Raw genomic sequence first — 25,948 nt, 5'->3', positions numbered from 1 at the left:
CGCGCTACCTGCCCAACTACCTCGGCTGGCGCTGGGCGCTCGATGGGGAACGGATCGCATCGCCCGAGCGCTTCCTGAGAGCGGCAATCGGCATCTTCCACATCTAACGAGAACAGCGCCAAAAAAAGGACACGAATCATCGTGCCCTTGATCGGTTACCGCTTGTTTATACTTGCGGCAGCGGCGGGATCGGTTCCCGGAACGGCCGCCCGCGCTTGGCCGGCAGGATTTGCCGCTTGGTGCGGCGCTCGAGCTCGGCCTTGAAGGCGTCCGAACCCAGAGGCTGGTTCTTCAGCACCGAGGCGGTCACGAAGTCCACCTCTTCCTGCGCGATGCCCTGCATGACCAGTTCGGTATAGGCGGCTTCGCGCTGGAAGGGCGTGTTTCCCAGGCCCCAATACAGCAAATGGTCGGTGACGAGGCCATCGGTGCGCACGCCGGCATGGTGGGCGTAGCTCGACCATGGATAGTCGACGGGCGCCGCCGCCAGCCCGGCGCGCACCGGATTGAGCTCGATGTAGCGGCTGCAGGCCAGGAAATACTGCTCGGTATCGACCAGCGAGGTACGGAAGCGCCCTTCGAACAGGCCGCCCGTGCGCGCATACTTGTTGTTGAACCAGGGAACGTAGAAGCGGCCGACCTTCTGCATCATCAGCGCCAGCCCGGTCTCGTTGGAAGGCGTGGCCAGCAGGTGCAGGTGGTTGGGCATCAGCACATAGGCGTGGATGGCCACCTCGTAGAAGCGTGCGGCTTCCTTCAGCCAGGCGAGGAAGCGCCGGCAGTCCTCGTCGTCGCGGAAGATCGGCTGGCGGTTGTTGCCGCGCTGGATGATATGGTGCGGCTGCTGCGGGATGATGAGTCGGGGAAGGCGTGCCATGGTCGCATACTCGGGTCGAGCAGCGATTGTAGCCCAGAAGCATCACTCTGTCCCCATTTAATTGTGCGGCCAGCTAAAAAGCGCCCGACTCTGTCCCGAATTACTACCCGGCTGCCGACTTCAGCAGGGGAAGCGGTTCCAACAACTTTGCTGGATAGGCAAGACGCAGACGCAGTGTAGCGAGCGGCAAAGGCGCCGGAGGGGCGCCATGCGACAGACGGCAGGAATGCCGTCCTGGACCGAACAATCGCGGGAAAGGCGCCGGCGTCAGGCCAGCGTAAAGCCGGCGGAGAGGCTATAGCCTTCGCCATAGGCGCTGCGCAGCGGCAGGTCCTGGCCGAGGCCGGAACGGGCCTTCTTGCGCAGGCGGTAGACCAGCATGTCGACCCGGCGGCTGGCGTCGGGGTCTTCGCCGCCCATGCCGGCGACGATCACCTGGCGCGGCACCGGACGGGTGTTGATGGTCAGGAGGTGCAGGAAGTTGCACTCCTTTTCGGTCAGGTCGATCATCTTGCCGCCCAGTTCGAGCTGGCGCGCGCTCACGCGCAGGGTCCACTTGCTCGGCGCCGGCGCCGGGTCGGCCGGACGCACGCGGCGGTCCAGGGCCTCGATGTGCGCTGCCAGTTCCGGGAACTTGATCGGTTTGGTCAGGTAGTGGTCGGCCCCCAGGCGCAGCCCGAGGATGCGGTGGTCGAAGGCGACCCGGCCGGTCAGCACCAGGAGGCCGATCTCCGGGTACAGCTGGCGCATCCGCGGAATGACGTTGAAGCCATCCTCGTCCGGCAGGCCGAGGTCGAGCACGACGACCGCTGCCGGCGTGCGCGTCAGCGCCGCCCACATCTCGCTCGCGGTCTTGGCGATCGTGACGTCGTGGTCCAGTTCCCGCAGGAACTCGGCCATGTCGTCGGCATATTCGCCATTGTCTTCAACAATCAGTATCTGCGTCATGGATTGGTCAGGTTAATGATCGGTCCGATTATCACTGTTGAGAGAGGATGAGGCAAGCTGTTGTTGCCCGCTAACATCCAGGGCGGGTAGCCAAAGCCGGAATTCGCTGGCCTCGTCGCCCAGGCGCAGCATGCCTCCATGGACGTCGACGATCGATTGCGCCATATACAAGCCCAGGCCGCTGCCCGGCAGGCCGGCGGCATTGCTGCCGCGATAGCCTTTGTCGAATATGCAGGGAACATCTTCCGGCGGGACGCCGGCGCCCTCGTCGCGCACCATGAACTCGACCCCGCTGCCGCTGCGGCGCGCGCCCAGCGTCACCTTGCTGCCGGCCGGCGAGAACAGCAGGGCATTGTCGACCAGGACCTTCAGCGCCAGCCGCAAGCCCTCGGGTTCGCCGCGCAGGCCCAGCGTCAAGTCGTCCGCCTCGACGATCGCTTCGCGGCCCGCTTCGCGCAACTGCTTCACGCCGGCGTCCAGCAAGTCGCGCGCGGCGATCGTGTTCGGCTGGCGCACCTTGCCGATGGCGGCCATGCGGTCCGGCGACAGGTATTCGTCGAGCATCGCGATCAGGCGATCGGCCGCGACCGCGATCTTGCGATAGCGCTGGCGCACCGTTTCGTCGGCGCCCTGCGCGGTCGCTTCCAGGCGCTGGATCGCGCCGTCGATGGTCGCCAGCGGCGTGCGGAATTCGTGGTTCAGCATGCTTGCGAAACGGCGCTGGTCGGCCAGGTGGGCGCGCTGCGCCGACAGGTCGCGCAGCAGTCCCACCAGCGAACGGCTGCCGTCGTCGTTGCGCACCACCGTGCCGAGCACCTGCAGGCCGACCGGATGGCCGTCCGCGTGGCGCACGTCGACTTCCTGCACGCGGCGCTCGCCTGGCGCGAGCTCGCCGTGCGCGGCCAGGTGCATGCCGAGCGCGCCCAGCGCTTCCTGTGCGCCGCTGCCGGCGATCGCGGCCTGCAGCGCGCCGGCCTCGTGGCCCAGCAAGGCGGAAAATGCCGGGCTCAGGTAGCGCAGCGTGTGCGCGGGCAGGTCGATGCTGAAAGCGATGTCGCCGGCCAGTTCGGCGATGGTGCGGAAATGATGATCGATACCGGCAATGCCGGCAGCACCGCCGTCATGGCGCTCCGGACTGGCCGGAGCAGGGGGAGCAGCAGCCGCGCTACGGGTCATGGGCACTTTCTGTTATCGATGGGACAATGAACGTTGTCACCCAGTATATCGTTGCTGGCGCCTCCTTGTACAGGCGAGGTCCCAGCCGTGCCCGGGCAAGCACGCGATCGCACTGTCGACACGATGAAAAATGCGCCACGGCGCGCGCAGTTGATGGATAATTCGCGTCTATGAACGATACCGCTACCCTCCCCCCACTCCCGGACCGGCTCTCGATCGACCCGAGCAGCCCTTTTCATAACCGCGACGTCTTCCAGCGCGAGATCGGCATCCGCTTCAACGACAAGGACCGCCACGACGTGGAAGAGTATTGCATGAGCGAAGGCTGGATCAAGGTTGCCGCCGGCCGTACGCTCGACCGCAAGGGCAAGCCGATGCTGATCAAGCTGAAGGGCAAGGTCGAGGCTTATTACAAGTAATTTGTATTGACCTGAAACGACGGGGCGGCTGGTCCAGACCAGCCGCCCTTTTTCATGGCGCGCGCATCGGCTGGTGTGGGCCGGCGTCGCCGTCGCGCCGGCATATCCCGGCGCGCTCCTCCGGTGTGAGGATGACGGCTTCCTCCTCGTCCACCAGCAGCAGCCGTGGCGCCCGCGGCAAGCCCAGGCGCGTGGCCAGCTCATCTTCGGCCTCGTTCAATTCCTGGCATACCGGGACCAGGCGGCGCTGGACCCGCGGCGCCAGCCCGTCGAAGCGCGGCATGCCGCGGCGCCTCGTGAACCATTTGTCCAGGATCCCCATCCTCACCACCCTGCGCGATGAAAGGGCAGGAACACGAAGGCCAGCGCCTGCAACAGCAAGGACAGCAGGATCAGCCGAAGTGCCCAGGTTCGGCGGCGCGCACTCATCGCATTGCCCTTGAGGTATTGCTCGTACGCGACGGCATAGCTGGCTGCGAGGACGTTCCGGACGTGCTGTTCTTCCTCATCCTCGCTGTGGAACACGTCATCGTCGAGCAGGTCGACGAGGCGGGGCGGCTCATGGTAGACGAACAACCATTCCGCCATCAGCACCTGCCAGGCCGAGGCGAACAGCGCGACCGCCGCCGCGGCCCCGAGCAGGAAAATCAGGAGCGTGGGCAACTGGCGCCAGCGCGCCGGATCCACCTCGACCGAGAGACTGCTGAAGGCGAATACCGCAAAGGAGATGGCGGCCACCGGAGTGCTGAGGCTACCGCGTATCCCCTCACGGCGCGAGCGTTCGTTGAGGAACAGGGCCTGGATATGCTCCAGATGCAATTGGGTGATGCGGCGCATGCTGGACCCGACCGGTCAGGGGAGCCGCCGCACATGTCGGAAACGCGTATAGCGTTTCAGGAGATCGTTGATCAGTTGCTCGCGCGTGTAGCCGGTCACGTCGTGCGCCTGGTCGCCTTCCGAGCTAGTGGCCATGGCGCGATAGTGCCGGCTTCGCGGATCAGGTGCCTCGCTCTCGGCCCAGGCAAAGCTGGGCGAGCGGAAGCTGCGCGCGCGGATCGTGTAGCGGAACACGCCACGGTCGCCGTGCGGCACGTCCAGGTCGAGCCGGTCCTGGGTAGTGGACACTTCCGGTTCGAAGCCGCTCTCGCGCATCTGCGCAGCGACCGCATCCAGTGCGGGACGTGCCGTGCCGTCGAGGAAGGCTGCGATCTGCTGCCTGTCGTAGAAGTTGGTGATGCTGGCCAGGCGCTGCTGCCAGCTCAGCCCTGCGTCGGCCGGCGCGCTGGCGTCGACCGACAAGTCCATCGGGGAACCCAGCTTTTCCGTCTGCAGGGCGCGCAGCAGGCCGTAGCAGATGAACAGCATGATGGCCGCGAACGGCAGCGCGCTGGCGAGCGCGGCGGTCTGGAGCGCCTGCAATCCTCCGGCCAGCAGCAGCACGGCGGCCACGACGCCGGCGCAGACTGCCCAGAAGACGCGCTGCCAGACCGGCGAGTGCGGCGCCGCGCCGGAGGTGATCATGTCGATCACCAGCGCGCCGGAATCGGCCGAGGTCACGAAGAAGGTAATGACCAGCACCGTGGCCAGGCCCGACGCGATCACGGAGAACGGCAGTTGCGCCAGGACTTCGAACAGCGCCACAGGAAGATTGTCGGTCACCGTCTGCGCGATCGGGGCTGCGCCGCCGAGGTCGAGCGCGATGGCGGTGTTGCCGAACACGGTCATCCACAGGAAGGTGAACAGCACCGGCACCAGTAGCACGCCGGTGATGAATTCGCGGATCGTGCGCCCGCGCGAAATGCGGGCGATGAACATGCCCACGAAGGGCGACCAGGAAATCCACCAGCCCCAGTAGAACAGCGTCCAGTCGCCCAGCCAGGCGTTCGGTTCGTAGGCGTACATCCGGAAGGTGCGCTGCACGACCGCGCCCAGGTAGGCGCCGATGTTCTGGACGAAGGCCTGCAGCAGGAACACCGTCGAGCCCACCGCCAGCACGAAGATGAGCAAGACGATCGCCAGGACGATATTGAGCTCGGACAGGCGCTTGACGCCCTTGTCGAGTCCCATGAAGACCGACAGCGTCGCCATGCCGGTGATGACGGCGATCAGCAAGACCTGGACCGTGGGGTTGACCGGCATGCCGAACAGGTGGGAAAAGCCGGCATTCACCTGCAGCACGCCGAAGCCCAGCGAGGTCGCGACCCCGAACATCGTGCCCAGCACCGCGAAGATGTCGATGGCGTGGCCGATCGGACCATGGATGCGCGTGCCGATCAGTGGAAACAGGCTCGAACGCAGCGTGAGCGGCAGGCCGCGCCGGAACGCGAAATAGGCCAGCGCCAGTCCGATGATGATGTAGATCGCCCAGGCATGGACGCCCCAGTGGAAGAAGGTCAGCACCATGGCCTCGCGCGCCGAATCGATGGTGCGCCCCTCGCCCACCGGCGGCAGCGCGTAGTGCTGGACCGGTTCGGCGACCCCGAAGAACAGCAGGCCGATGCCCATTCCAGCGCTGAACAGCATGGCGAACCAGGAAATGTAGCTGTACTCCGGCTCGCTATCGTCCGGTCCGAGCTTGACGTCGCCATAGCGGCTCATCATCAGGAACAGCACGAAGATCAGGAAGATGGCGACGGCCAGGATATAGAACCAGCCGAAATCGCGCACGATGCCGGCCTGGAGCATCGCAAAGACGTCGCCGGTGCGCTGCGGGAACAGCGCCCCGAGCAGGGCAAAGGCCAGGATCAGCCCGGCCGACACGAAGAAGACGGGAGGATTGACCTGCATCTTCGGGCGAGGGCCCGGAGCGGCGGCTTCCTTCAGCACAGGATCAGTCATCGTTTGGCATTCCTCCAGATTTCCGGCGAAGCAGGATGAGCAAGACTTCCGCGCTCAGGGAAAGTCTAGCATTGGCGTGCGAGACCCTCGCGTCCGATTGCGGACACGATGGGATGGGGCAAGCAATGAACGGCGATCCATGCGCTTACCGGATCGCCAGGGTGAGGATCAGCCCGCCCCGTCGTCCAGCGGGGCGAAGATCGCCTGCAGGTCTTCCTGCGTCAGCGCCATCTTCTGCGATTCGCCTTCCGACAGGATCGACTGCGCCAGCTCGGACTTCTTCTGCTGCAGCAGCTGGATCTTTTCTTCCAGCGTGCCCTTGGCGATCAGCTTGTACACGAACACCGGCTTGTCCTGCCCGATGCGCCATGCGCGGTCGGTGGCCTGGTTCTCGGCCGCCGGGTTCCACCACGGGTCGTAGTGGATCACGGTATCGGCCGCGGTGAGGTTCAGGCCCACGCCGCCGGCCTTCAGGCTGATCAGGAAGATCGGCACCGCGCCCTGCTGGAAGGCGGCCACCTGGGCCGAACGGTCGCGCGTCTCGCCGGTGAGCAGCGCGTAGTGGATGCCGCGCGCGGCCAGTTCCTCCTCAATGAGGAACAGCATGCTGGTGAACTGCGAGAACACCAGGATCTTGCGGCCTTCCTGCAGCAGGTCTTCGACCATCTGCATCAGGTCGGTCAGCTTGGCCGACACCGCCGCCGTGTTCTTCTTGCCCGGCATGACTTTCACCAGGCGCGGGTCGCAGCAGACCTGGCGCAGCTTGAGCAGCGCTTCCAGGATGACGATCTGGCTGCGCGCCACCCCCTTGCGGTCGATCTCATCGCGCACCTTCTTGTCCATCGCCAGGCGCACGGTCTCGTACAGGTCGCGCTGCGCACCCGACAGCTCGATCCGGCGCACCATCTCGGTCTTCTCCGGCAGCTCCTTGGCCACGTGGTCCTTGGTCCGGCGCAGCAGGAAGGGCTTGATGCGGCGGCTCAGCAGGGTGCGGCGCACCGAGTCGTCCTGGCGTTCGATCGGGTGGCGGAACTGGTTGTTGAAGGTCTTCTCGTCGCCCAGCAGGCCCGGCAGCAGGAAGTGGAACTGCGACCACAGCTCGCCCAGGTGGTTTTCCAAGGGCGTGCCGGACAGGCACAGGCGATGGCGCGCATTGAGCGAGCCGGCCGTTTGCGCCGCCTTGGAGCGGGTGTTCTTGATGTAGTGCGATTCGTCCAGGATCACCAGGTGATAGTGGTGCTCACGCAGCTTTTCCTCGTCGCGCGGCAGCAGCGCATAGGTGGTCAGCACGATGTCGGCGCTGTCGATCTGGTCGAACAGCTCCATGCGCTCCTTGCCCTGCAGGAGCAGCACCTTCAGGCTCGGGGCGAAGCGCGCGGCTTCGTCGAACCAGTTGGTCATCAGGCTGGTCGGCGCGATCACCAGGGCCGGGCTGGTGAGACGGCCCGCTTCCTTCTCGGTGAGGATGTGGGCCAGGGTCTGAACGGTCTTGCCGAGACCCATGTCGTCGGCCAGGATGCCGCCGAGGTCGTATTCGCGCAGGAACTGCATCCACGACAGGCCGTCGAGCTGGTAGTCGCGCAGGGTAGCCTGCAGGCCCTTGGGGGCCTCGACCTTCTTGACCGCCCCGAACTGGCTCAGCTTGCGGCCGGTCTCGCGCAGGCGCTCGCCGCCGGTCCAGCGCAGCTCGAGGCCGCGCGCCAGGTCTTCCAGGCGCGCCGCGTCCAGCGTGGACATGCGCATGCGGCCCTTGATCTTGTCGTTGAAGTACAGCTCGCCGAGCGTGGCGAGGATGGGCTTCAGGCGGCCCCAGGGCAGCGCCACGCGCGCGCCGTCCGGCAGCGTGGCCAGCATCTGGTCGGCCTCGGCATGCGCGGCCAGCACGGCCGGATCGAAGTCGGCGGGGGCGCTGCGGATCAGCTGCACCAGCACCGGCAGCAGCGGCACGCGCTTGCGCGCCACCACGATGCCCAGTTCGAGCTCGAACCAGGCATTGCCCGCTTCCTCGGGTTCGTCGATGTCGGCATACCAGTCTTCGACCGGCACCACGTCGTAGCGGTACTTGGCCGACTTCTGCACGTGCCAGCCGGCGTCGGACAGCGCGTCCAGGTCGTTCTCGGCGAAGCGCAGCCAGTGCGCCTGGCTGTCCAGCACCAGGGCGCCGGCCATGGCGTTGAAGGGCGCGGTGGCGGGCTTGCGGAAGGCTATCTCGTTGAGTTTGTTCAGCGCCGCGGCTTCGGCCTTCGGATCGCGTTCGATGACCTCGGTGACGTCGCCGATCTGGCGCACCACGCGCTGGGCCGGGTCGAAGGATACGCGCTGGCCGTCGTAATCGAAGGCCAGCACGGCGAAGTCGTGCCAGCGCGGCGTGCCGCCGTCGGACAGCTGCACCGAATCGAGCAGCAGGTGCGGGATCGGCTTGACGTCGTTCCTCAGGCGCTGGGTGAGCGGCTGCGGCAGCGGCATCAGCTGTTGCAGGCCGTGCGCCAGCAGCAGTTGCGAGACGCGCTTCTTGTCGGTGCCCGAGAGGGCCGGGGCCTGGGCCACCAGGGCCTGCAGCTCGGCCAGCGAGATGTCGATGCCGCCGCGATTGAGTTCGAGCGGGCCGATCGACAGGTTGTCGATGTACCACGGCGGGTCGGTCGGCAGCATGTAGTCGATCAGGTCGGCCCCGCTGTGGGTGGCGCCGTTGGCCGGTTCCACCGACCATCCGAGCTTGGCCACGCGGCCCTCGTCGCGCCAGGCCAGGCTGGCCAGGCGGGTCGGGCCGGCCTGCAGCGGATAGACCAGGCCACCGGCCATGTCGGACCACGAGTTCGCCCACAGCAGCTTGCCTTGTTCCAGAAGCATCTGCAGCAGGATCGCGCCTACTTTACCTTTCGGTTCGGTGGCGCTGGTGCCCTGGGCCGAACCGCTGCGCATGGCGATGAAGAAGCGCACCAGGTCGACGTCGTCGCCTTCAAGATAGGCGGGGGGCGCCGAAAGCAGCGAGAACACTTCGCTCACCGGACTGGCGGCGGCGACGTCGCCGTTCGGGCGCAGGCGCGCCTTGCACAGGCAGATGGCGACATGGCGGCCGCCGCTGGTCGGGGCCATCACGTAGACGAACTTGTACTGCACGGCCTTCGGATCGGCGACCTCGTCGGTCAGCTTGGGCTGCGGGTGCGCCGCCGCCTCGACCCTTTGCAGCCAGCTCACCACCGGTGCGGGCAGGGCGGGAGCGCGTGCGGGAGCGCGGGCGACGGCAGGTGCTGCTGCGGGTGCGTCGGTCGCGTTCTCGCGTTGATCATCGACTGTGTGCATGGGTCTCGTGTGTCTGTATTAAAAACGACAATAACGAACATTATCCTTCATACGGACGCTTCCGTTTTGTTCGGAATCGCACGTAGCGGACAAAACATCTCCGCACCACGCGGGTGCATGCGTATTACGATGCGCAGCCGACTGTTCTCGCATGTTCAAGTGACGCTGTCAAGACTGGTGTATCGCTCGCGTTTGCGTATCATTGTTCGCTTGACCTTTTAGAGACACGCGCGTACGACATCGCGCACGACACCGCACCATGCTGCCATCCATCGAACAACGCCTCGCCCTCGAATTGTCCGCCAAACCGGCCCAGGTGGCCGCCGCCGTCGCCCTGCTCGACGAGGGCGCCACCGTGCCCTTCATCGCGCGCTACCGCAAGGAAGCCACCGGTGGCCTCGACGACACCCAGCTGCGCCTCCTGGAAGAGCGCCTGCGCTACCTGCGCGAGCTCGAAGACCGGCGCGCGGCGATCATCGCGTCGATCACGGAGCAGAACAAGATGACGCCGGAGCTGCTGAACGCGATCGCACATGCCGAGGACAAGACCCGCCTGGAGGACCTGTACCTGCCCTACAAGCAGAAGCGCCGCACCAAGGCGCAGATCGCGATCGAAGCGGGCCTGGCGCCGCTGGCCGAGGCCTTGCTGAACGACCCGGGCCTGAATCCGGACGAAGTGGCGGCCGGCTACCTGGTCGACGCCTTCACCAATGCGGACGGCGGCGCCAACCCGGGCGTGCCGGATACGAAGGCGGCCCTGGACGGCGCGCGCCAGATCCTGATGGAGCGCTTCGCCGAAGACGCCGCCCTGCTGCAGTCGCTGCGCGAATACGTGCGCGAGCACGGCGTGGTCGAATCGAAGGTGGTCGCCGGAAAAGAAGATGAAGGCGAAAAGTTCGCCGACTACTTCGACTATTCCGAAACCCTGTCCACCATCCCGTCGCACCGTGCGCTGGCCTTGATGCGCGGCCGCCGCGAGGGCGTGCTGGACGTGAGCCTGCGCCTGGATTCGGAACCGGAAAAACCGAAGTGGGACGCGCCGCACAATCCCTGCGAGAGCCGCATCTGCGCCGCCTTCGGCATCAAGGCGCTCGGGCGTCCGGCCGACAAGTGGCTGCTCGATACCGCGCGCTGGACCTGGCGCGTGAAGAGCTTCATGTACATCGAGACCGAGCTGATGGGCGCGCTGCGCGAGAAGGCCGAACTCGACGCCATCCAGGTCTTCGCCCGCAACCTGAAGGCGCTGCTGCTGGCCGCGCCGGCAGGCCCGCGCGCCACCATGGGCCTGGACCCGGGCCTGCGCACCGGCGTCAAGGTGGCGGTGGTCGACCCGACCGGCAAGGTGGTCGACACCGCCACGGTTTACCCGCACCAGCCGCGCAACGACTGGGACGGCGCCCTGCACGTCCTCGGCCAACTGGCGGCCAAGCACAATGTGTCGCTGATCTCGATCGGCAACGGCACCGCCTCGCGCGAGACCGACAAGCTGGCCGCGGACCTGATCAAACTGCGCCCGGAACTCAAGCTGACCAAGATCGTCGTGTCGGAGGCCGGCGCCTCGGTGTACTCGGCGTCCGAGTTCGCCTCGCGCGAGCTGCCGGAGCTGGACGTGTCGCTGCGCGGCGCGGTCTCGATCGCACGCCGCCTGCAGGACCCGCTGGCGGAACTGGTCAAGATCGACCCGAAATCGATCGGCGTCGGCCAGTACCAGCACGACGTGTCGCAGACGCAGTTGGCGCGCTCGCTCGACGCGGTGGTCGAGGATTGCGTGAACGCGGTGGGCGTGGACGTGAACACCGCCTCGGCGCCGCTGCTGGCGCGGGTGTCGGGTTTATCTGGCAGCGTGGCGCAAAGCATCGTGAACTACCGCGACATGCAGGGCGCGTTCGCTTCGCGCGCGGCCTTGAAGAAGGTGCCGCGCCTGGGCGACAAGACCTTCGAACAGGCGGCGGGCTTCCTGCGCGTGATGAACGGCGAGAACCCGCTGGACGCCTCGGCGGTCCACCCGGAATCCTATCCGGTGGTCGAGAAGATCCTGGCGGACATCAAGCGCGACATGAAGTCGGTGATCGGCGACGGCGCGCTGATCAAGTCGCTCAATCCCGCCAAGTACGCCGACGACAAGTTCGGCGTGCCGACCGTGAGCGACATCCTGAAGGAACTGGAAAAGCCGGGCCGCGACCCGCGTCCGGAATTCACTACCGCGACCTTCAAGGAAGGCGTGGAAGCAATCTCGGACCTGCGCCCGGACATGATCCTGGAAGGCGTGGTGACCAACGTGGCCGCCTTCGGGGCTTTCGTGGACATCGGCGTGCACCAGGATGGCCTGGTGCACATCTCGGCGCTGTCGAACACGTTTGTGAAGGACCCGCACACGGTTGTCAAGGCCGGCCAGGTGGTGAAGGTGAAAGTGCTGGAAGTGGACGTCAAGCGCAAGCGCATCGCCCTCACCATGCGCTTGAGCGACAGCGCGCCGCAGCCGGGCGCGCGTCCGGAACAGCGCGGCGACCGCAACGACGGCAAGCGCCTGGCCCAGCATCAGCGCCAGGAAAAACCGGCGCCGAGCGCCGGCGGCGCGATGGCCGCGGCTTTTGCCAAGCTGAAGAAGTAAGGCTGCCCGGGCGGGACGGCCGCCGGGCCGGTCAGCCCGCGTGCTTGAGGAACAGCCCGACCATGTAGACGCTCAGGAAGCCGAAGCCGACCAGGATCATGCGCTTTTGCGGCAGGCCCGGGCGTCCCGTCTTCTTGATGTGCAGTCCTTCGCGCACCAGCAGCAGGCCGTAGCCGAGGGCGGCGATGCCGCACAGGAGGCGGCCGACGCCCAGGCCCATCAGCCCCTCGACGAGGTTGATCAGGCCGGGAATGCCCAGCAGGGCGCCGATGGCGAAGTTGGCGTTGGCCGATGGAGAGCGTTTGGGTGTCTGTTGCATGATGCGTGCCGGACGAAAGGAATCCGCGCGATCATACCAGCCCCGCTCCGCCCACGGGCGAAAAACGCCGGCCGCGTCAGCCGAGGACGCGCATCGCGGTCGCACCCACCTTCACCGCGAAACACAGGCAGAACAGGCCGAAGCAGGCGTAGCCGACCATGGTCGTGCGGCGCGACGCGAGCGTGGAGCGGCGGTCGCGGTAAGCCTGCACGGCGCAGTACAGCAGGAAGACGCCGGTGATCAGTTCGGCAACGTCGAGCATGAGGTCTTCCAGCGGTTGCTGGAAGGTTCCGGTCGCCACGTCGTACAGACCCGGAACGAAGAAAAACACCGTCATGATCCACAGCAGCGGCGACGGCATGGAGGCGAAACCCCGGTAGGCGCTCATGGTATACCCGTTCGAGTGGCATGAAAGCCCATCATAGCGGGGATTTTTCGGCAAAAATCCGCCGATTGTCACGCCAGGCGGAAGAACGCGGCCTGGGCCCGTGCCCGCCCTGCCGAATTCTTATAAAATGACGGCATCTTATCCATTCCCACTGAAGGCACACACATGAGCGACGTTCAAACCTGGATCAAAGACACCGTGACCAACACCCCGGTCGTGCTGTTCATGAAGGGAACCGCGCAATTCCCGCAATGCGGCTTCTCGGGCCGCGCCATCCAGATCCTGAAAGCCTGCGGTGTCGACAACATCGCCACCGTCAACGTGCTCGAGGACGCGGAAGTCCGCCAGGGCATCAAGGATTACTCGAACTGGCCGACCATCCCGCAACTCTACGTGCGCGGCGAATTCATCGGCGGCACCGACATCATGAACGAGATGTACGAATCGGGCGAACTGCAGACCCTGCTGAAGAACGGCTGATTCAATGGCCGCCCGTCCGCGTCGGATCATCGTCGCCATCACCGGCGCGACCGGCGCGACGTATGGCGTGCAGCTGCTGCGGCGGCTGCACGCGACGCCCGGCGTCGAGACCCACCTGGTGGTTTCCGACGCCGCCTCCCTCACCCTGCACCAGGAACTCGGCCTGCAGCGGCGTGACGCGGAAAGCCTGGCCCACGTCGTCCACCGCAACCGCGACATCGGCGCCTCGATCGCCAGCGGCTCGTTCCAGACCGACGGCATGGTGATCGCTCCCTGTTCGATGAAAACCCTGGCGGCCGTCGCCCATGGCCTGTCGGACAACCTGGTCACGCGCGCCGCGGACGTGATGCTGAAGGAAAGGCGCAAGCTGGTGCTGATGGTGCGCGAGACGCCCTTCAACCTGGCGCACCTGCGCAATATGACGGCCGTGACCGAGATGGGCGGCATCGTGTTTCCGCCCCTGCCGAGCTTTTATCACCGTCCGGCGACGATCGAAGAAATGGTCGAGCACACCGTCGACCGGGCGGTCGACCTCCTCGGGCTCGACAACGCCCATGCCCCGCGCTGGGGCGGCATGAAAGACGCGCAGGACCGCTGAATCCCGCTGTGCCGGCTTGCCGCCGGCCTGTTCAGCGCTTGTCGCCGTCGAACGGCTCGTCGGCCTTTTTCGCCTCGCGCGCTTCCTCGAGCATCCGCCGCCGGGCATTGCGTTGTCGCATCACCTCGGCATGGCGCGCCGCCGTCATCGGCGGTGCGGTCATCAGTTCCTTGAGCTGGGCGGTGTTGGCGTAGTTGTTTCGCATACGGCAGCTGCTCCTTGACGTGACCCGGTGACGGCGGATCCGCTCGCCACTGGACAGATTATGAACCAGCTCCGGCGTTTTGTGCCGTTCTGACATCACGAAAAGTGCAGTTGCGAAATTATTTTTGCTTGGGCTTCTGGTGGTTCATCCTGACCAGCATGCGGATGAACTCGCGCGCCAGCTGGCGATGGTGCTCGTCCAGGCGTTGCAAATCTGCAATCAGCTTCACGTCGGCCGATTCGAAGCGGGCGCTGCCGCCATTGGCGTCCGTGCCGGCAGCGGCATGTTCGGCGCCGCCGAAACGCAGCCAGTCGGCGGGCACGCCCAGCCACTGGGCGATCATGCGCAGCTTTTCCTGGGTCGGAATGGCTTCGCCCACCAGCCACTTGCGCGCGGCATGGACGGTGATCGGACGGCCTTCGAAACGGATATTGAATTCCCTCGCGAGGCGGGTGGGGCTATCGGGGGAATAGTGGGCGTTCTTCAGCGCTTGCTGCAGGCGCTCACTGAAGCTCTCCCGTTCATTGGTTGAATTCATTGCAATGCTTACTTTGATGTGCGGATGGCCAGTCGAGACGGCCGGGCGTTCTATTGCTGAGAAGCCTCAACGACAATCATACCTTTAAAAAGTAACAAAGATGTGATTATTTAATAGAATTTACAGGTTTTACGAATAAGAAATATTACCCGCAATTCCCCATTTGGGGAATCGACAATATATCCTAAAGGAAAAAGTATGACATTGCCGCACGATTGCGCGCAACAAATATACATATGAGCAACGCCATCGGCGCTGCGTGGAAGCTCAGGCCAGACGGAAGCGGATGATGCCGTCGCTATCCTTGCTACGGCGCAGCATCCCGTCACGCCATAGTTTATGCAGATGGGCCAGCGCTTCACCCAGAGCGAAACTGAGCTGGTGGGCATCGAGCTGGCGGCGGAACATCAGGGGGACGATGTCGACGGCCGACTTCGGCTCGACACAGGCTGCCAGTACTTCGGCCAGCCGGGCTGCATGGTGATCATGTAGCTGGGAAATACGGGTATGCAGGCCGCGGAAAGGCTTGCCATGCGAAGGCAGGACAAGCGTGTCCTCAGGCAAGTTTGTGAACTTTTTCAGCGACTGCAGATAGAGTTCCAGCGGGTTGCCTTCCGGCTCGACCGCGAATACCGAGACGTTGGTCGAAATTCGGGGCAGCACCATGTCGCCGGAAATCAGGACCTTCAGCTCCTCGGAATACAGCGAGGCGTGTTCCGGCGAATGACCGAAGCCGGTGATCACGCGCCAACTCCTGCCGCCGGTCTCGACCAGGTCGCCGTCCTGCAGGCGGGTGTACGCTTGCGGCACCGCCGGCACCAGGGACGGATAGTAGTTGCGGCGGCTGCGCATCTGCTCCAGCATGCCTGGATCGACCAGGCCATGGCGTTCGAAGTGCGGGATGGCCGAGGGGCCGTCGACGCCCGGCAGCGCCGCCGCCATCATGCGGGCGAAGGCGAACTCCCCGGCGGTGGTCCAGAACGGCGCCTCGAAGCGATCGCTCAGCCAGCCCGACAGGCCGACGTGGTCCGGATGGCAATGGGTGGCGAACACCCGCAGCAGGGGGGCGCCGCGCAGGCCCTCGGCCAGCACTTGCTCCCATGCCGCGCGGGTGGCGTCGGTCGCGGCGCCGCAGTCGACCACGCTCCAGCCGTCGCGCCCTTCCTGCTCGTCCCGCAGCAGCCACAGATTGATGTGGTCGAGCGCGAAGGGCAGCGGCATGCGGATCCAGGCCAGCCCCGGCGCTAGTTCATGCACCGTGCCCGCTGCCGGGATGGTGTCGCCAAAGGGATAATCGAGCTGGGCTTCGAGCGGATTCATGGAAAACTTTCGTATTCGTCGACAAGCGGGCGCGCTACAATGCGTTAACGTTAACGTAAACGGAAAATGCGCAGACATCGATTGTAAGCCATTCCGTGTTTTGCTTCCCTTGCCCACCATGGTTACCTACACCATCGCCGAACTGGCCCGCGAATTCGACATCACTGCCCGCGCCATCCGCTTCTATGAAGACCAGGGCCTGCTCAGTCCCAAGCGCGAAGGCGTGGGCGGGCGCAACCGCGTCTACACCCCGCGCGACCGCACCCGCCTGAAACTGACCCTGCGCGGCAAGCGCCTCGGGCTGACCCTGTCGGAAATCAAGAGCATCGTCGATATGTATGAGTCGCCACGCGACACCGTGGCCCAGATCGAGCGCTTCCTCGGGGTACTGGCGCACCAGCGCGTGACGCTGGAACAGCAGCGTGCCGACATCGAGATGGCGCTTGAGGAAATTTCCGCCCATGAGGAAGAATGCCGCCGCCTGCTGGCGGAAAGCACGGAAAGCACGGACGCTGCCTGAAGCATCCGGGAGGGCAAGCCCTCCCATTTTTTCGCCCTCTAGTTGACGTTTACGTTAACGTAAGAGGCGAGTATCATGCACCTTATTCTGCTCAACCACCGTTCATGAGGACGACAATGCTGCATCTCCCAGGCTTGACCTTTGACCATGGCGAAGACATCGCCGCGCTGCGCGAAGCCGTACAACAGTTCGCGGAAGCCGAAATCGCACCGCGCGCTGCCGAGATCGACCGCAGCGACCAGTTCCCGATGGACCTGTGGAAGAAGATGGGCGAACTGGGCCTGCTGGGCATCACCGTCGGCGAGGAATACGGCGGCGCCAACATGGGCTACCTGGCGCACATCGTCGCCATGGAAGAAATCTCGCGCGCCTCGGCCTCGGTCGGCCTGTCCTACGGCGCCCACTCGAACCTGTGCGTCAACCAGATCAAGCGCAACGGCAACGAAGAGCAGAAGCGCAAGTACCTGCCCAAGCTGATCTCGGGCGAGCACGTGGGCGCGCTCGCCATGTCCGAGCCGAACGCCGGCTCCGACGTCGTCAGCATGAAGCTCAAGGCCGAACTGAAGGGCGACCGTTACGTCCTGAACGGCACCAAGATGTGGATCACCAACGGTCCGGACGCCGACACCCTGGTGGTGTACGCCAAGACCGACCTGGAAGCCGGCCCGCGCGGCATGACCGCCTTCCTGATCGAAAAAGGTTTTAAAGGTTTCTCGATCGCCCAGAAGCTCGACAAGCTGGGCATGCGCGGCTCGCACACCGGCGAGCTGGTGTTCCAGGACTGCGAAGTGCCGGTCGAGAACGTGCTGGGCGGCGTCGGCAAGGGCGTCAACGTCCTGATGTCGGGCCTGGACTTCGAGCGCACCGTGCTGTCGGGCGGTCCGCTGGGCATCATGTCGGCCTGCATGGACGCGGTCGTACCGTACATCCACGAGCGCAAGCAGTTCGGCCAGGCGATCGGCGAGTTCCAGCTCATGCAGGGCAAGATCGCCGACATGTATTCGACCATGATGGCCTGCCGCGCCTACGTGTACGCTGTGGGCCAGGCCTGCGACCGCGCCACCTCGCCGGAGCAGGTGCGCGCCCTGCGCAAGGATGCCGCCGGCGCGATCCTGTACAGCGCCGAGAAGGCGACCTGGATGGCCGGCGAAGCGATCCAGACCCTGGGCGGCAACGGCTACATCAATGAGTACCCGGTCGGCCGCCTGTGGCGCGACGCCAAGCTGTACGAAATCGGCGCCGGCACCAGCGAGATCCGCCGCATGCTGATCGGGCGCGAGCTGTTCGGCGAGACGATGTAAATCCAGGTAATAGTAGGGTGGGCGGGTCTCCCGCCCACGCGGTCAAATCTCGATGCTGCAGCCTGTGCGGCCGCTCATGCAGCAACTATCACCGCGTGGGCGTCCATCAGGCCACTGGCCCGATGGACCCCGCCCACGCTACGTTGCACTACAATATTCGTTATCTGGTCCAGGCGCGAGACGAACGATGACCCAGCAAGCGTTCCCCAAACTGCTGTCTTCCCAGATCGCCTTCGACATCGCGCGCACCATCCTGGACGGCTTCGACAAGCATTACCGCCTGTTCCGCCAGGCCAGCCAGGCCGCGCGGCGCCATTTCGAGACCGCCGACTGGGCCACCGCGCAGGCGGCCGCGCGCGAACGCATCGATTACTACGACAAGCGCGTGCAGGAATGCGTCCACGTGCTGCAGGACGAATACGAGCCCGAGGAACTGACGGACCGCGTCTGGCGCGAAACCAAGCTGCACTACATTGGCCTGCTCTCGGGCCACAAGCAGCCGGAACTGGCCGAAACCTTCTTCAACTCGGTCAGCTGCATCATCCTGCACCGCAGCTATTACCATAACGACTACATCTTCGTGCGCCCGGTGATCTCCACCGAGTACATCGAGACCGAGGAGCCGCTGCCGACCTACCGCGTCTACTACCCGGCGGCCGACGGCCTGAGCACTGCCCTGCGCCGCGTGCTCACCAACTTCCAGTTCGACCGGCCCTTCGCCGACCTCGAGCGCGACGTCGCCAGCGTCGAGGCGCGACTAAGCGAGGCCTTCGGCCTGGCGCAGGCGGAGCCGAACCTGCAACTGCAGGTGCTGTCCAGTCCTTTTTTCCGCAACAAGGGCGCCTACCTCGTCGGCCGCGTCATCAACGGTCCGCGCAGCTACCCCTTCGTGATCCCGGTGCTGCACGACCGCGCGGGCAAGCTGGCGCTGGACACGGTGCTGCTCGACGTCTACCACATCACCCTGCTGTTCAGTTTTACGCGCGCCTATTTTTTGGTGGACATGGAGGTGCCTTCGGCCTACGTGAGTTTCCTGCGCAGCCTGATGCCGCGCAAGCCGAGGAGCGAGATCTACACGGTGCTGGGCCTGCAGAAGCAGGGCAAGACCCTGTTCTATCGCGACTTCCTGCAGCACCTGAAGCACAGCTCCGACCTGTTCCGCATCGCACCCGGTATCCGCGGCCTGGTGATGCTGGTGTTCGAGCTGCCGTCCTTCCCCTATGTGTTCAAGGCGATCAAGGATTTCTATCCGCCGCCGAAAGAGACCACGCGCACCCAGGTCAAGGAAAAGTACCTCTTGGTGAAGCACCACGACCGGGTCGGGCGCATGGCCGACACGCTCGAGTATTCCGACGTCGCCTTCCCGCTGGCGCGCTTCTCGGAAGAGTTATTAAACGAGCTGAAGCAGTTCGCGCCCTCGCTGGTCGAGATCGAAGGCGAGCGCATCATCGTGCGCCACCTCTACATCGAGCGCCGCATGGTGCCGCTGAATATTTACCTGGGCGACGCCCAGGCTGCCGGCGACGAGGAACGCATCGAACACGGCGTGATCGAATACGGCAATGCGATCAAGGACCTGGTCGCCGCGAATATCTTCCCCGGCGACATGCTGTACAAGAATTTCGGCGTCACCCGCCATGGCCGCGTCGTGTTCTATGATTACGACGAGATCGAATACCTCACCGATTGCAACTTCCGCGACATTCCGGAAGCGCGCAACGAAGAAGACGAAATGGCATCGGAACCCTGGTACCCGATCGGCAAGCACGACGTCTTTCCGGAACAGTTCGGCCGTTTCCTGCTTGGAAATCCGACCATTCGTCGCTATTTTATGAAGCACCACGCGGAGCTGTTGACCCGCGCGTATTGGCAATCCCACAAGGACCGCATCCTGGCGGGCGTCGTCGACGACGTCTTCCCTTACCCCCAGCAGATCCGTTTCTGCGCCCATGACGCAAGCACACCACCCCCACCCATTTTGGAGAACCTACACAATGAATGATCCAGTCGTTATCGTTGGCGCCGCCCGTACCCCGATGGGCGCCTTCCAGGGCGATTTTTCGTCGAAGTCGGCGAGCGACCTCGGCGCGGTGGCGATCAAGGCCGCAGTGGAGCGCGCCGGCGTCGACGCCAATAGCGTCGAGCACGTCTACTTCGGCAACTGCCTGATGGCCGGCCAGGGCCAGGCCCCGGCGCGCCAGGCTCTGATCAAGGCCGGCCTGCCGCTGTCGACCGGCGCCGTGACTCTCTCCAAGATGTGCGGCTCGGCGATGCAGGCCGCGATCTTCGCCCATGACCAGCTGGTCGCCGGCAGCGCCGACATCGTCGTCGCGGGCGGCATGGAATCGATGACCAACGCGCCCTACCTGATCCCGAAGGCGCGCGGCGGCTACCGCATCGGCCACGCGCCGATGTTCGACCACATGATGCTCGACGGCCTGGAAGACGCCTACTCGCGCAACGAAAAGACCGGCGAAGGCCGCTCGATGGGCACCTTTGCCGAAGAGTGCGTGGCCACTTACCAGTTCTCGCGCGAAGACCAGGACAACTTCGCGATCGAATCGGTCAAGCGCGCCCAGGCCGCCAACAACGAAGGCTGGTTCAACTGGGAAGTGGCGCCGGTCTCGGTGGCCACCCGCACCGGCGAACTGGTGGTCGAGAAGGACGAAGGCCCGATGAAGGCCAAGGTCGACAAGATCCCGTCCCTGAAGCCCGCCTTCAAGAAGGACGGCACCGTGACCGCCGCCTCGTCCTCGTCGATCAACGACGGCGCCGCCGCCCTGGTGATGATGCGCGAATCGAAAGCGAAAGAGCTGGGCCTGGCCCCGATCGCCCGCGTGCTCGGCCACGCCACGCACGCGCAGGAACCGAACCTGTTCACCACCGCCCCGATCGGCGCGATGCAGAAGCTGTTCAAGAAGACCGGCTGGACGGCTGGCGACGTGGATCTGTTCGAGATCAACGAAGCCTTTGCCGCGGTGCCGATGGCCGCCATGCGCGACCTCGACATCCCGCACAGCAAGGTCAACATCCACGGCGGCGCCTGCGCCCTGGGCCACCCGATCGGCGCCTCGGGCGCGCGCATCATCGTCACCCTGCTGGGCGCGCTGAAGCGCACCGGCGGAAAGCGCGGCGTGGCATCGCTGTGCATCGGCGGCGGTGAAGCCACTGCCATGGCAATCGAGCTGGTTTGATGACGAAATGTGGTTAATACGGCCAATTTGGCCTGTATTAATCACGAATTGTAGGGTGGTCGGCTCTGCCGACCGCGCGTTCAAACGGCCGATGCGTTAACGATATGCCGGATATAGTTGAACGCGCGGACGGCAGTGATTCAGGCCAGTGGCGTGAATCACACACCGTCCACCCTACGACAGCCATTCACAAGGAGCTGCTATGCCCACTGCCCTGATCATCGGCGCCTCGCGCGGCATCGGCCACGAGATGGCGCGCCAATACCGCGCGGACGGCTGGCGCGTGATCGCCACCGCCCGCAAGCAGGAAGACTGCGACGAACTGACCCGGATGGGCGCGACCGCCCACCAGCTCGACGTCACCAGCGCCGATTCGATCGCCGCGCTGGGCTGGCGGCTCGACGACGAGAAGATCGACGTGGCCTGGCTGGTGGCCGGCGTCTACGGCCCTTCGGGCTCGAGCTTCCCGACCGGCCCCGAATTCGACACGGTCATGCGCACCAACGTGCTGTCGGCCATGCGCCTGATCCCGATCGTCGGCCCGCTGCTGGCCGACACGCGCGGTAAACTCGCCGTGCTGTCGTCAAAAATGGGGTCGATCGGCGCGCGCAACTCGACCGAAGGCACCCTGTACCGCGCCAGCAAGGCCGCGCTCAACTCGGTGCTGGCCGATGCCGCCATCACCTACGGCGCGCAAGGCGTCACCTGCCTGTCCTTCCACCCGGGCTGGGTCCAGACCGACATGGGCGGCAGTGGCGCCACCTTGACGGTGGAGCAAAGCGTGAGCGACCTGCGCGCCACCCTGGACAAGCTGGACGCATCGTCCAACGGCGCCTTCCTGAACCACGACGGCACCCCGATTCCGTGGTAATTCCAGATAACGCATAACAAACACGAGACACAATGATTCTGAGCGAAGAACACCAGATGATCCGCGACGCCCTGCGCAGCTACGCGCAGGAGCGCCTGGCCCCGAACGCCGCGCGCTGGGACCGCGAGCACTATTTTCCGAAGGACGAGCTGAAGGAACTGGCCGGACTGGGCGCCTTCGGCGTCGCGGTGCCCGAGCAGTACGGCGGCGCGGGCCTCGACTACGTGTCGCTGGCGCTGGTGCTGGAAGAGATCGCGGCCGGCGACGGCGGCACCTCGACCATCATCTCGGTCAACAACTGCCCGGTCTGCTCGATCGCCATGATGTACGCGAACGAGGAACAGAAACAGCGCTACCTGGTCCCGCTGGCCCGGGGCGAGATGCTGGGCGCCTTTGCCCTGACCGAACCGCATACCGGCAGCGACGCGTCGGCCCTGCGCACCACGGCCGTGAAAGACGGCGACCATTATGTCCTGAACGGCACCAAGCAGTTCATCACCAGCGGCAAGTACGGCGACGTGGCCATCGTCATGGCCGTCACCGATAAAGCCGCCGGCAAGAAGGGCATCAGCGCCTTCTGGGTCGAGACGAACACGCCCGGCTATGTCGTCGCCGGCCTGGAACAGAAGATGGGCCAGCATTCGTCCGACACGGCGCAGATCGTGTTCGACAATTGCCGCGTCCCGGCGCAGAACCTGATCGGCGAGGAAGGCATGGGCTACAAGATCGCCCTGTCGGGTCTCGAGGGCGGCCGCATCGGCATCGCCTCGCAGTCGGTCGGCATGGCGCGCGCCGCCTACGAGGCCGCGCTGGCCTATGCGAAAGACCGGACCAGCTTCGGCAAGCCGATCTTCGAGCACCAGTCGGTGCAGTTCCGCCTGGCAGAGATGGCGATGCAGATCGAGGCCGCGCGCCAGCTGATCCTGCATGCGGCCTCGATGAAGGACGCCGGCCTGCCCTGCCTGAAGGAAGCCGCGATGGCCAAGCTGTTCGCCTCCGAGATGGCCGAGCGCGTGGTCTCCAGCGCCATGCAGGTGTTCGGCGGCTACGGCTACGTGGCAGACTTCCCGGTCGAGCGCATCTACCGCGACGTGCGCGTGTGCCAGATCTATGAAGGCACCAGCGACATCCAGAAGATCCTGATCGCGCGCGCGCTTTGACTCAGGCCTTGCTCTCGATCCGTCCGGCCCGGGCAGCCGACCTGCAGGCGCTGTTCGCCTACCTGGGCGAGCAGCTGGCGGAGAACGGCCGCGACGGCGTGCTGTTCCAGCCGATGGCGCCGACGCCCGGCGGCGTGCCGCCGGCCATGCGCGAACGCTTCACGGCCGGCATGGCGACGCCGGTCGGCCAGCCGGGCTGGCGCCAGGTGTGGATCGCGCTCGACGAAAACGGCCAGGTCGCCGGCCACATCGACCTGCGCGGCCGGCCCGAGCCGGCATCGACCCACCGCATCCTGCTCGGCATGGGCGTGCGCCACAACCTGCGCCGCGCGGGGCTTGGCACGCGCCTGGTGCGGGAAGCCCTGGCCTGGGCGCGCGCCGGCGGCTTCGCCTGGGTCGACCTGGAGGTGCTGTCGCAGAACCACAAGGCGCGCGCGCTCTACGTGCGCTGCGGCTTCCACGAGACCGGCGAAGTGCCGGACCTGTACCGCATCGAGGGACAATCGGTCGGCGCGGTATCGATGAGCCTGCAACTGGCCTGATCGCCGCCGGCCAGGCGTTCGTTTGAGCTGCGACAGACCAGCGCCGCCTTCTCTTTTCATACTGGATCCCGTTTCGGCCACGACCATCGCATCGAGGACCAGTCATGACGATCACGCGCCTGCCATACGTGCTGCTGCTCTGCTCGATCATCCCGGCGACGGCGCGGGCTGCCGAGCCCGCCGCTTTCCTCGGCAAGCCCGATTGCCGCATTGCGCCCTTAGCGCCGGCCCCGAAAGGTGACGTCGTCTGGTACGGCGGCTGCAAGGACGGCTATGCGGACGGCAAGGGCGAACTCACATGGCATGTCGAGGGCGAGGGTACACGCCGGCTGGAGGCCGTGCTCGTCCGTGGCGAAGTCGCCGGCCCGGGCACCCTGACCTACCGCGCCGGCATCTATACCGGTACCTTCCGGCAGGGCATGCCGCATGGCACCGGCTTCTTCAAGTACCCCAGCGGCGACATGTACGAGGGCGGCGTCGCGAACGGGCTGCATGAAGGCAGCGGCCTGTACGTTGCAGTGGACGGCTCCACCTACGAGGGCGAATGGCAGACGGACAAACGCCACGGTCGCGGCAAGGCGAGCTTCGCCCTCGGCGGCAGCTATGAAGGCGAATGGCGCAACGGGAAAATGCACGGCAGTGGAAAGATCGTCTACAACGGTGGCCGCACGTATGCCGGCGGGTTCCGGGACGGTCGTGCACTCGGCGCCGCACCGCCACCGCCGCCCGAAGGCGAGCCCGAGCGTTTCGGACTGAAGGCCGACCAGCCCCTCACCGGCTCCAACATGCTGCACAACGTCGCCATCGGTTTCACACCCCTGGACGCCACGTGGGAAGCCCTGACGCCCGCGCAGAAGGCGAAAGTACGGAACTGGTACCCTGCCCTTGATGACGGCGATGAACCGCCCTATCCGCTCAAGGGCACGCGCGCATTCTTCAAGGGAGTCGCCGGGCTGTACGGCCAATTTACCGACTATCGCGGCGATGTTCTGCTCCATGTGTCGGTCGGCGCCGACGGCGTCCCGACCAGCGCCAGCACCTACGGCGTCAGTCATCGCGAGTTCGCCCGCTACTTGTCCATGCTCGCCATGATGCAGCGCTTCAAGCCGGCGCTGTGTGCCGGCAAGCCCTGCCCGATGATTTTCCCGCTCAGGTTCAGTTTCGGTCGTGAGTGATCATGAAACGGCCGGTTCGAGCAGCGTCACCGTCCGGGCCTCGGTATCGAGGGTGGCGCGCACGCCCACCGGCAGCGTGAACTGGTGGCGGATGTGGCCGATCGAATAGCCCGTCACCGCCGGAATGGTCAGGGGCTTGAGGTGCTGGTCGAAAGTCTCGTCCAGGCTCAGCGAACGCCTGCCCTCCTGCGGCGCGCAATCCTCGCAGATCCCCATCATGACCCCGGCCGCGTTGGCGAAACCAAAGGAAAGATCGAGCTGGGTCATCCAGCGGTCCAGGCGGTAGGGCGCCTCGTCCACCTCTTCCAGGAACAGCAGGCCGTCGCGGAAGTCCGCCGCGTAGGGCGTGCCGCACAGGGCCGCCACGATCGACAGGTTGCCGCCCAGGAGCGGGCCGGTGGCCGTGCCCGAGGTCAGGGTGCGGATGCCGAAGTGGGGCATGGTCTCGGCCTTCAGGGCGTTTTCCGGCGCCATCGGGATCGTGTAGCTGGGCTGAGGATCGCACAGCACCGCCATCATGTGCTCGCGCGGGTAGTCGGCCAGCGTCGACGAGGCCACCGGACCGTGGAAGGTGACCAGGCCGGTTTTGTTGTAGATCGCCAGGTGCAGCGCGGTGATGTCCGAGTAGCCGAGCAGGATTTTCGGATGGCGGCGGATCATCCCGTAGTCGAGTTTCGACAGCAGCGAGATGCAGCCCGAGCCGCCGCGGATCGGCCAGATCATCTTGACCTCGGGGTCGAGGAACATCGCATGCAGGTCGGCCAGGCGCTGCTGGCTTGAGCCGGCATAGTTGCCGTGCACGGCCCTGATGTAAGTGCCCACTTTTACGCGCAGGCCGAGGGCTTCGATATTGCGCACGGCCTTCTCGATCAGGCGGTCGTCGGCGTAGCCGCCGGGGGCGATCAGGCCGACCAGGTCACCGGGGCGCAGGCGCGGGGGTGTGATGAGGCGCCTGGCGGAGCGCCGCGGGGCGGCGGCGGCCAGGCCGGGGGCGGAGAGAGCGGCTGCGACGGAAGCGCCGAAGCCGCGTCGGCTGATGTTCATATGCGACCTTCATTAACGTCGTCCCGGCGAAGGCCGGGACCCAAGTTCTGCATGCGCTGTCGGTGCGCGCGCAGAACTGGATCCCGGCCTTCGCCCGGATGACGGCTCAAAGGGTACGGGG

General features: G+C 65.4%; 25 protein-coding genes and 1 pseudogene. 13 read left to right on the top strand and 13 right to left on the bottom strand.

Annotated features, from left to right (window positions below):
* Window positions 1–107: pseudogene (locus tag ACK4S9_RS11955) on the top strand (IS1595 family transposase); the annotation flags it as partial.
* 59 nt (window positions 108–166) lie between these two features.
* Here ACK4S9_RS11955 and ACK4S9_RS11950 read toward each other — a convergent pair.
* The 3 genes from ACK4S9_RS11950 to ACK4S9_RS11940 form a co-directional block, all read right to left on the bottom strand.
* Entirely contained in the window at window positions 167–877 is a 711-nt protein-coding gene (locus ACK4S9_RS11950) for a transposase (protein WP_409725816.1), read from the bottom strand.
* Window positions 878–1,144: 267 nt separating this feature from the next.
* Window positions 1,145–1,825 (bottom strand): response regulator transcription factor, encoded by a 681-nt coding sequence (locus tag ACK4S9_RS11945; RefSeq protein ID WP_281911383.1) that lies wholly within the window; start codon window positions 1,823–1,825, stop codon window positions 1,145–1,147.
* 12 nt (window positions 1,826–1,837) lie between these two features.
* Window positions 1,838–3,001, bottom strand: coding sequence for an ATP-binding protein (locus ACK4S9_RS11940; protein WP_409725814.1), 1,164 nt, complete (start codon window positions 2,999–3,001; stop codon window positions 1,838–1,840).
* Between the two features lie 170 nt (window positions 3,002–3,171).
* Here ACK4S9_RS11940 and ACK4S9_RS11935 point away from each other — a divergent pair, with 170 nt between their 5' ends.
* A complete protein-coding gene (locus ACK4S9_RS11935; protein WP_281911386.1) occupies window positions 3,172–3,420 on the top strand; it encodes a DUF3297 family protein in 249 nt (82 codons plus the stop codon).
* Window positions 3,421–3,472: 52 nt separating this feature from the next.
* Here the strand turns inward: ACK4S9_RS11935 and ACK4S9_RS11930 are convergent, their stop codons facing one another.
* From ACK4S9_RS11930 to ACK4S9_RS11915, 4 genes are all read right to left on the bottom strand, one after another.
* Entirely contained in the window at window positions 3,473–3,742 is a 270-nt protein-coding gene (locus ACK4S9_RS11930) for a hypothetical protein (protein ID WP_409725811.1), read from the bottom strand.
* Between the two features lie 2 nt (window positions 3,743–3,744).
* Complete coding sequence (locus ACK4S9_RS11925) at window positions 3,745–4,257, bottom strand: hypothetical protein (RefSeq protein WP_409725810.1); 513 nt, start codon at window positions 4,255–4,257, stop codon at window positions 3,745–3,747.
* Window positions 4,258–4,272: 15 nt separating this feature from the next.
* Window positions 4,273–6,258, bottom strand: a complete 1,986-nt coding sequence (locus ACK4S9_RS11920) for a BCCT family transporter (protein WP_409725808.1) — start codon at window positions 6,256–6,258, stop codon at window positions 4,273–4,275.
* Window positions 6,259–6,426: 168 nt separating this feature from the next.
* Window positions 6,427–9,561: a DEAD/DEAH box helicase gene (locus tag ACK4S9_RS11915; RefSeq protein ID WP_409725806.1), complete on the bottom strand. Its 3,135-nt coding sequence runs from the start codon at window positions 9,559–9,561 to the stop codon at window positions 6,427–6,429.
* A gap of 259 nt (window positions 9,562–9,820) precedes the next feature.
* Between ACK4S9_RS11915 and ACK4S9_RS11910 the strand changes: the two genes are divergently transcribed.
* Window positions 9,821–12,172 carry a Tex family protein gene (locus tag ACK4S9_RS11910; RefSeq protein WP_409725804.1) on the top strand — a complete coding sequence of 784 codons (2,352 nt, stop codon included), beginning with the start codon at window positions 9,821–9,823 and terminating at the stop codon, window positions 12,170–12,172.
* Between the two features lie 31 nt (window positions 12,173–12,203).
* Here ACK4S9_RS11910 and ACK4S9_RS11905 read toward each other — a convergent pair whose 3' ends face one another.
* Both ACK4S9_RS11905 and ACK4S9_RS11900 read right to left on the bottom strand, forming a co-directional pair.
* Window positions 12,204–12,491 (bottom strand): hypothetical protein, encoded by a 288-nt coding sequence (locus ACK4S9_RS11905; RefSeq protein ID WP_409725802.1) that lies wholly within the window; start codon window positions 12,489–12,491, stop codon window positions 12,204–12,206.
* A 76-nt stretch (window positions 12,492–12,567) separates the two neighbouring features.
* Window positions 12,568–12,879, bottom strand: coding sequence for a hypothetical protein (locus ACK4S9_RS11900; RefSeq protein ID WP_409725801.1), 312 nt, complete (start codon window positions 12,877–12,879; stop codon window positions 12,568–12,570).
* Between the two features lie 165 nt (window positions 12,880–13,044).
* Here ACK4S9_RS11900 and grxD point away from each other — a divergent pair, with 165 nt between their 5' ends.
* Together grxD and ACK4S9_RS11890 are read left to right on the top strand one after the other, a co-directional pair.
* Window positions 13,045–13,359 (top strand): Grx4 family monothiol glutaredoxin, encoded by a 315-nt coding sequence (gene grxD, locus ACK4S9_RS11895; RefSeq protein WP_285377407.1) that lies wholly within the window; start codon window positions 13,045–13,047, stop codon window positions 13,357–13,359.
* A gap of 4 nt (window positions 13,360–13,363) precedes the next feature.
* On the top strand, window positions 13,364–13,957 hold the full coding sequence (locus ACK4S9_RS11890; RefSeq protein ID WP_409725798.1) for a UbiX family flavin prenyltransferase: 594 nt from the start codon (window positions 13,364–13,366) through the stop codon (window positions 13,955–13,957).
* A gap of 31 nt (window positions 13,958–13,988) precedes the next feature.
* On the opposite strand, the gene ACK4S9_RS11885 is transcribed toward ACK4S9_RS11890, so the two are convergent.
* The 3 genes from ACK4S9_RS11885 to ACK4S9_RS11875 form a co-directional block, all read right to left on the bottom strand.
* The gene (locus ACK4S9_RS11885; protein ID WP_169728130.1) at window positions 13,989–14,162 is read right to left on the bottom strand and encodes a hypothetical protein; all 174 of its coding nucleotides are present in this window, start codon (window positions 14,160–14,162) and stop codon (window positions 13,989–13,991) included.
* A 118-nt stretch (window positions 14,163–14,280) separates the two neighbouring features.
* On the bottom strand, window positions 14,281–14,700 hold the full coding sequence (locus ACK4S9_RS11880; RefSeq protein WP_409725796.1) for a hypothetical protein: 420 nt from the start codon (window positions 14,698–14,700) through the stop codon (window positions 14,281–14,283).
* 267 nt (window positions 14,701–14,967) lie between these two features.
* On the bottom strand, window positions 14,968–16,020 hold the full coding sequence (locus tag ACK4S9_RS11875; protein ID WP_409725794.1) for an MBL fold metallo-hydrolase: 1,053 nt from the start codon (window positions 16,018–16,020) through the stop codon (window positions 14,968–14,970).
* A gap of 118 nt (window positions 16,021–16,138) precedes the next feature.
* Here ACK4S9_RS11875 and ACK4S9_RS11870 point away from each other — a divergent pair, with 118 nt between their 5' ends.
* The 8 genes from ACK4S9_RS11870 to ACK4S9_RS11835 all read left to right on the top strand — a co-directional run bounded on the left by ACK4S9_RS11870 (window position 16,139) and on the right by ACK4S9_RS11835 (window position 24,783).
* The gene (locus ACK4S9_RS11870) at window positions 16,139–16,540 is read left to right on the top strand and encodes a MerR family transcriptional regulator (RefSeq protein ID WP_409725792.1); all 402 of its coding nucleotides are present in this window, start codon (window positions 16,139–16,141) and stop codon (window positions 16,538–16,540) included.
* Window positions 16,541–16,656: 116 nt separating this feature from the next.
* Entirely contained in the window at window positions 16,657–17,841 is a 1,185-nt protein-coding gene (locus tag ACK4S9_RS11865; RefSeq protein ID WP_409725790.1) for an isovaleryl-CoA dehydrogenase, read from the top strand.
* 187 nt (window positions 17,842–18,028) lie between these two features.
* A complete protein-coding gene (aceK, locus tag ACK4S9_RS11860) occupies window positions 18,029–19,843 on the top strand; it encodes a bifunctional isocitrate dehydrogenase kinase/phosphatase (protein ID WP_409725788.1) in 1,815 nt (604 codons plus the stop codon).
* Complete coding sequence (locus ACK4S9_RS11855; protein ID WP_409725786.1) at window positions 19,836–21,035, top strand: acetyl-CoA C-acyltransferase; 1,200 nt, start codon at window positions 19,836–19,838, stop codon at window positions 21,033–21,035. The genes aceK and ACK4S9_RS11855 overlap by 8 nt, the downstream gene beginning before the upstream one ends.
* Before the next feature lie 202 nt (window positions 21,036–21,237).
* Window positions 21,238–21,906: an SDR family oxidoreductase gene (locus ACK4S9_RS11850; RefSeq protein WP_409725784.1), complete on the top strand. Its 669-nt coding sequence runs from the start codon at window positions 21,238–21,240 to the stop codon at window positions 21,904–21,906.
* 32 nt (window positions 21,907–21,938) lie between these two features.
* Window positions 21,939–23,066 (top strand): acyl-CoA dehydrogenase family protein, encoded by a 1,128-nt coding sequence (locus ACK4S9_RS11845; protein ID WP_409725782.1) that lies wholly within the window; start codon window positions 21,939–21,941, stop codon window positions 23,064–23,066.
* 8 nt (window positions 23,067–23,074) lie between these two features.
* Window positions 23,075–23,608 carry an N-acetyltransferase family protein gene (locus ACK4S9_RS11840; protein ID WP_409725780.1) on the top strand — a complete coding sequence of 178 codons (534 nt, stop codon included), beginning with the start codon at window positions 23,075–23,077 and terminating at the stop codon, window positions 23,606–23,608.
* 104 nt (window positions 23,609–23,712) lie between these two features.
* Window positions 23,713–24,783 (top strand): MORN repeat-containing protein, encoded by a 1,071-nt coding sequence (locus ACK4S9_RS11835; protein ID WP_409725778.1) that lies wholly within the window; start codon window positions 23,713–23,715, stop codon window positions 24,781–24,783.
* Here ACK4S9_RS11835 and ACK4S9_RS11830 read toward each other — a convergent pair whose 3' ends face one another.
* Complete coding sequence (locus ACK4S9_RS11830; RefSeq protein WP_409725776.1) at window positions 24,784–25,827, bottom strand: LD-carboxypeptidase; 1,044 nt, start codon at window positions 25,825–25,827, stop codon at window positions 24,784–24,786. It lies immediately after the preceding gene.
* Window positions 25,828–25,948 lie beyond the last annotated feature (121 nt).

Origin of the sequence: Massilia sp., assembly GCF_046293535.1 — a bacterium.
In the GTDB taxonomy this organism is placed as follows: Bacteria; Pseudomonadota; Gammaproteobacteria; order Burkholderiales; family Burkholderiaceae_D; genus Telluria.
This window is presented reverse-complemented; position numbering and strand designations above follow the sequence as displayed.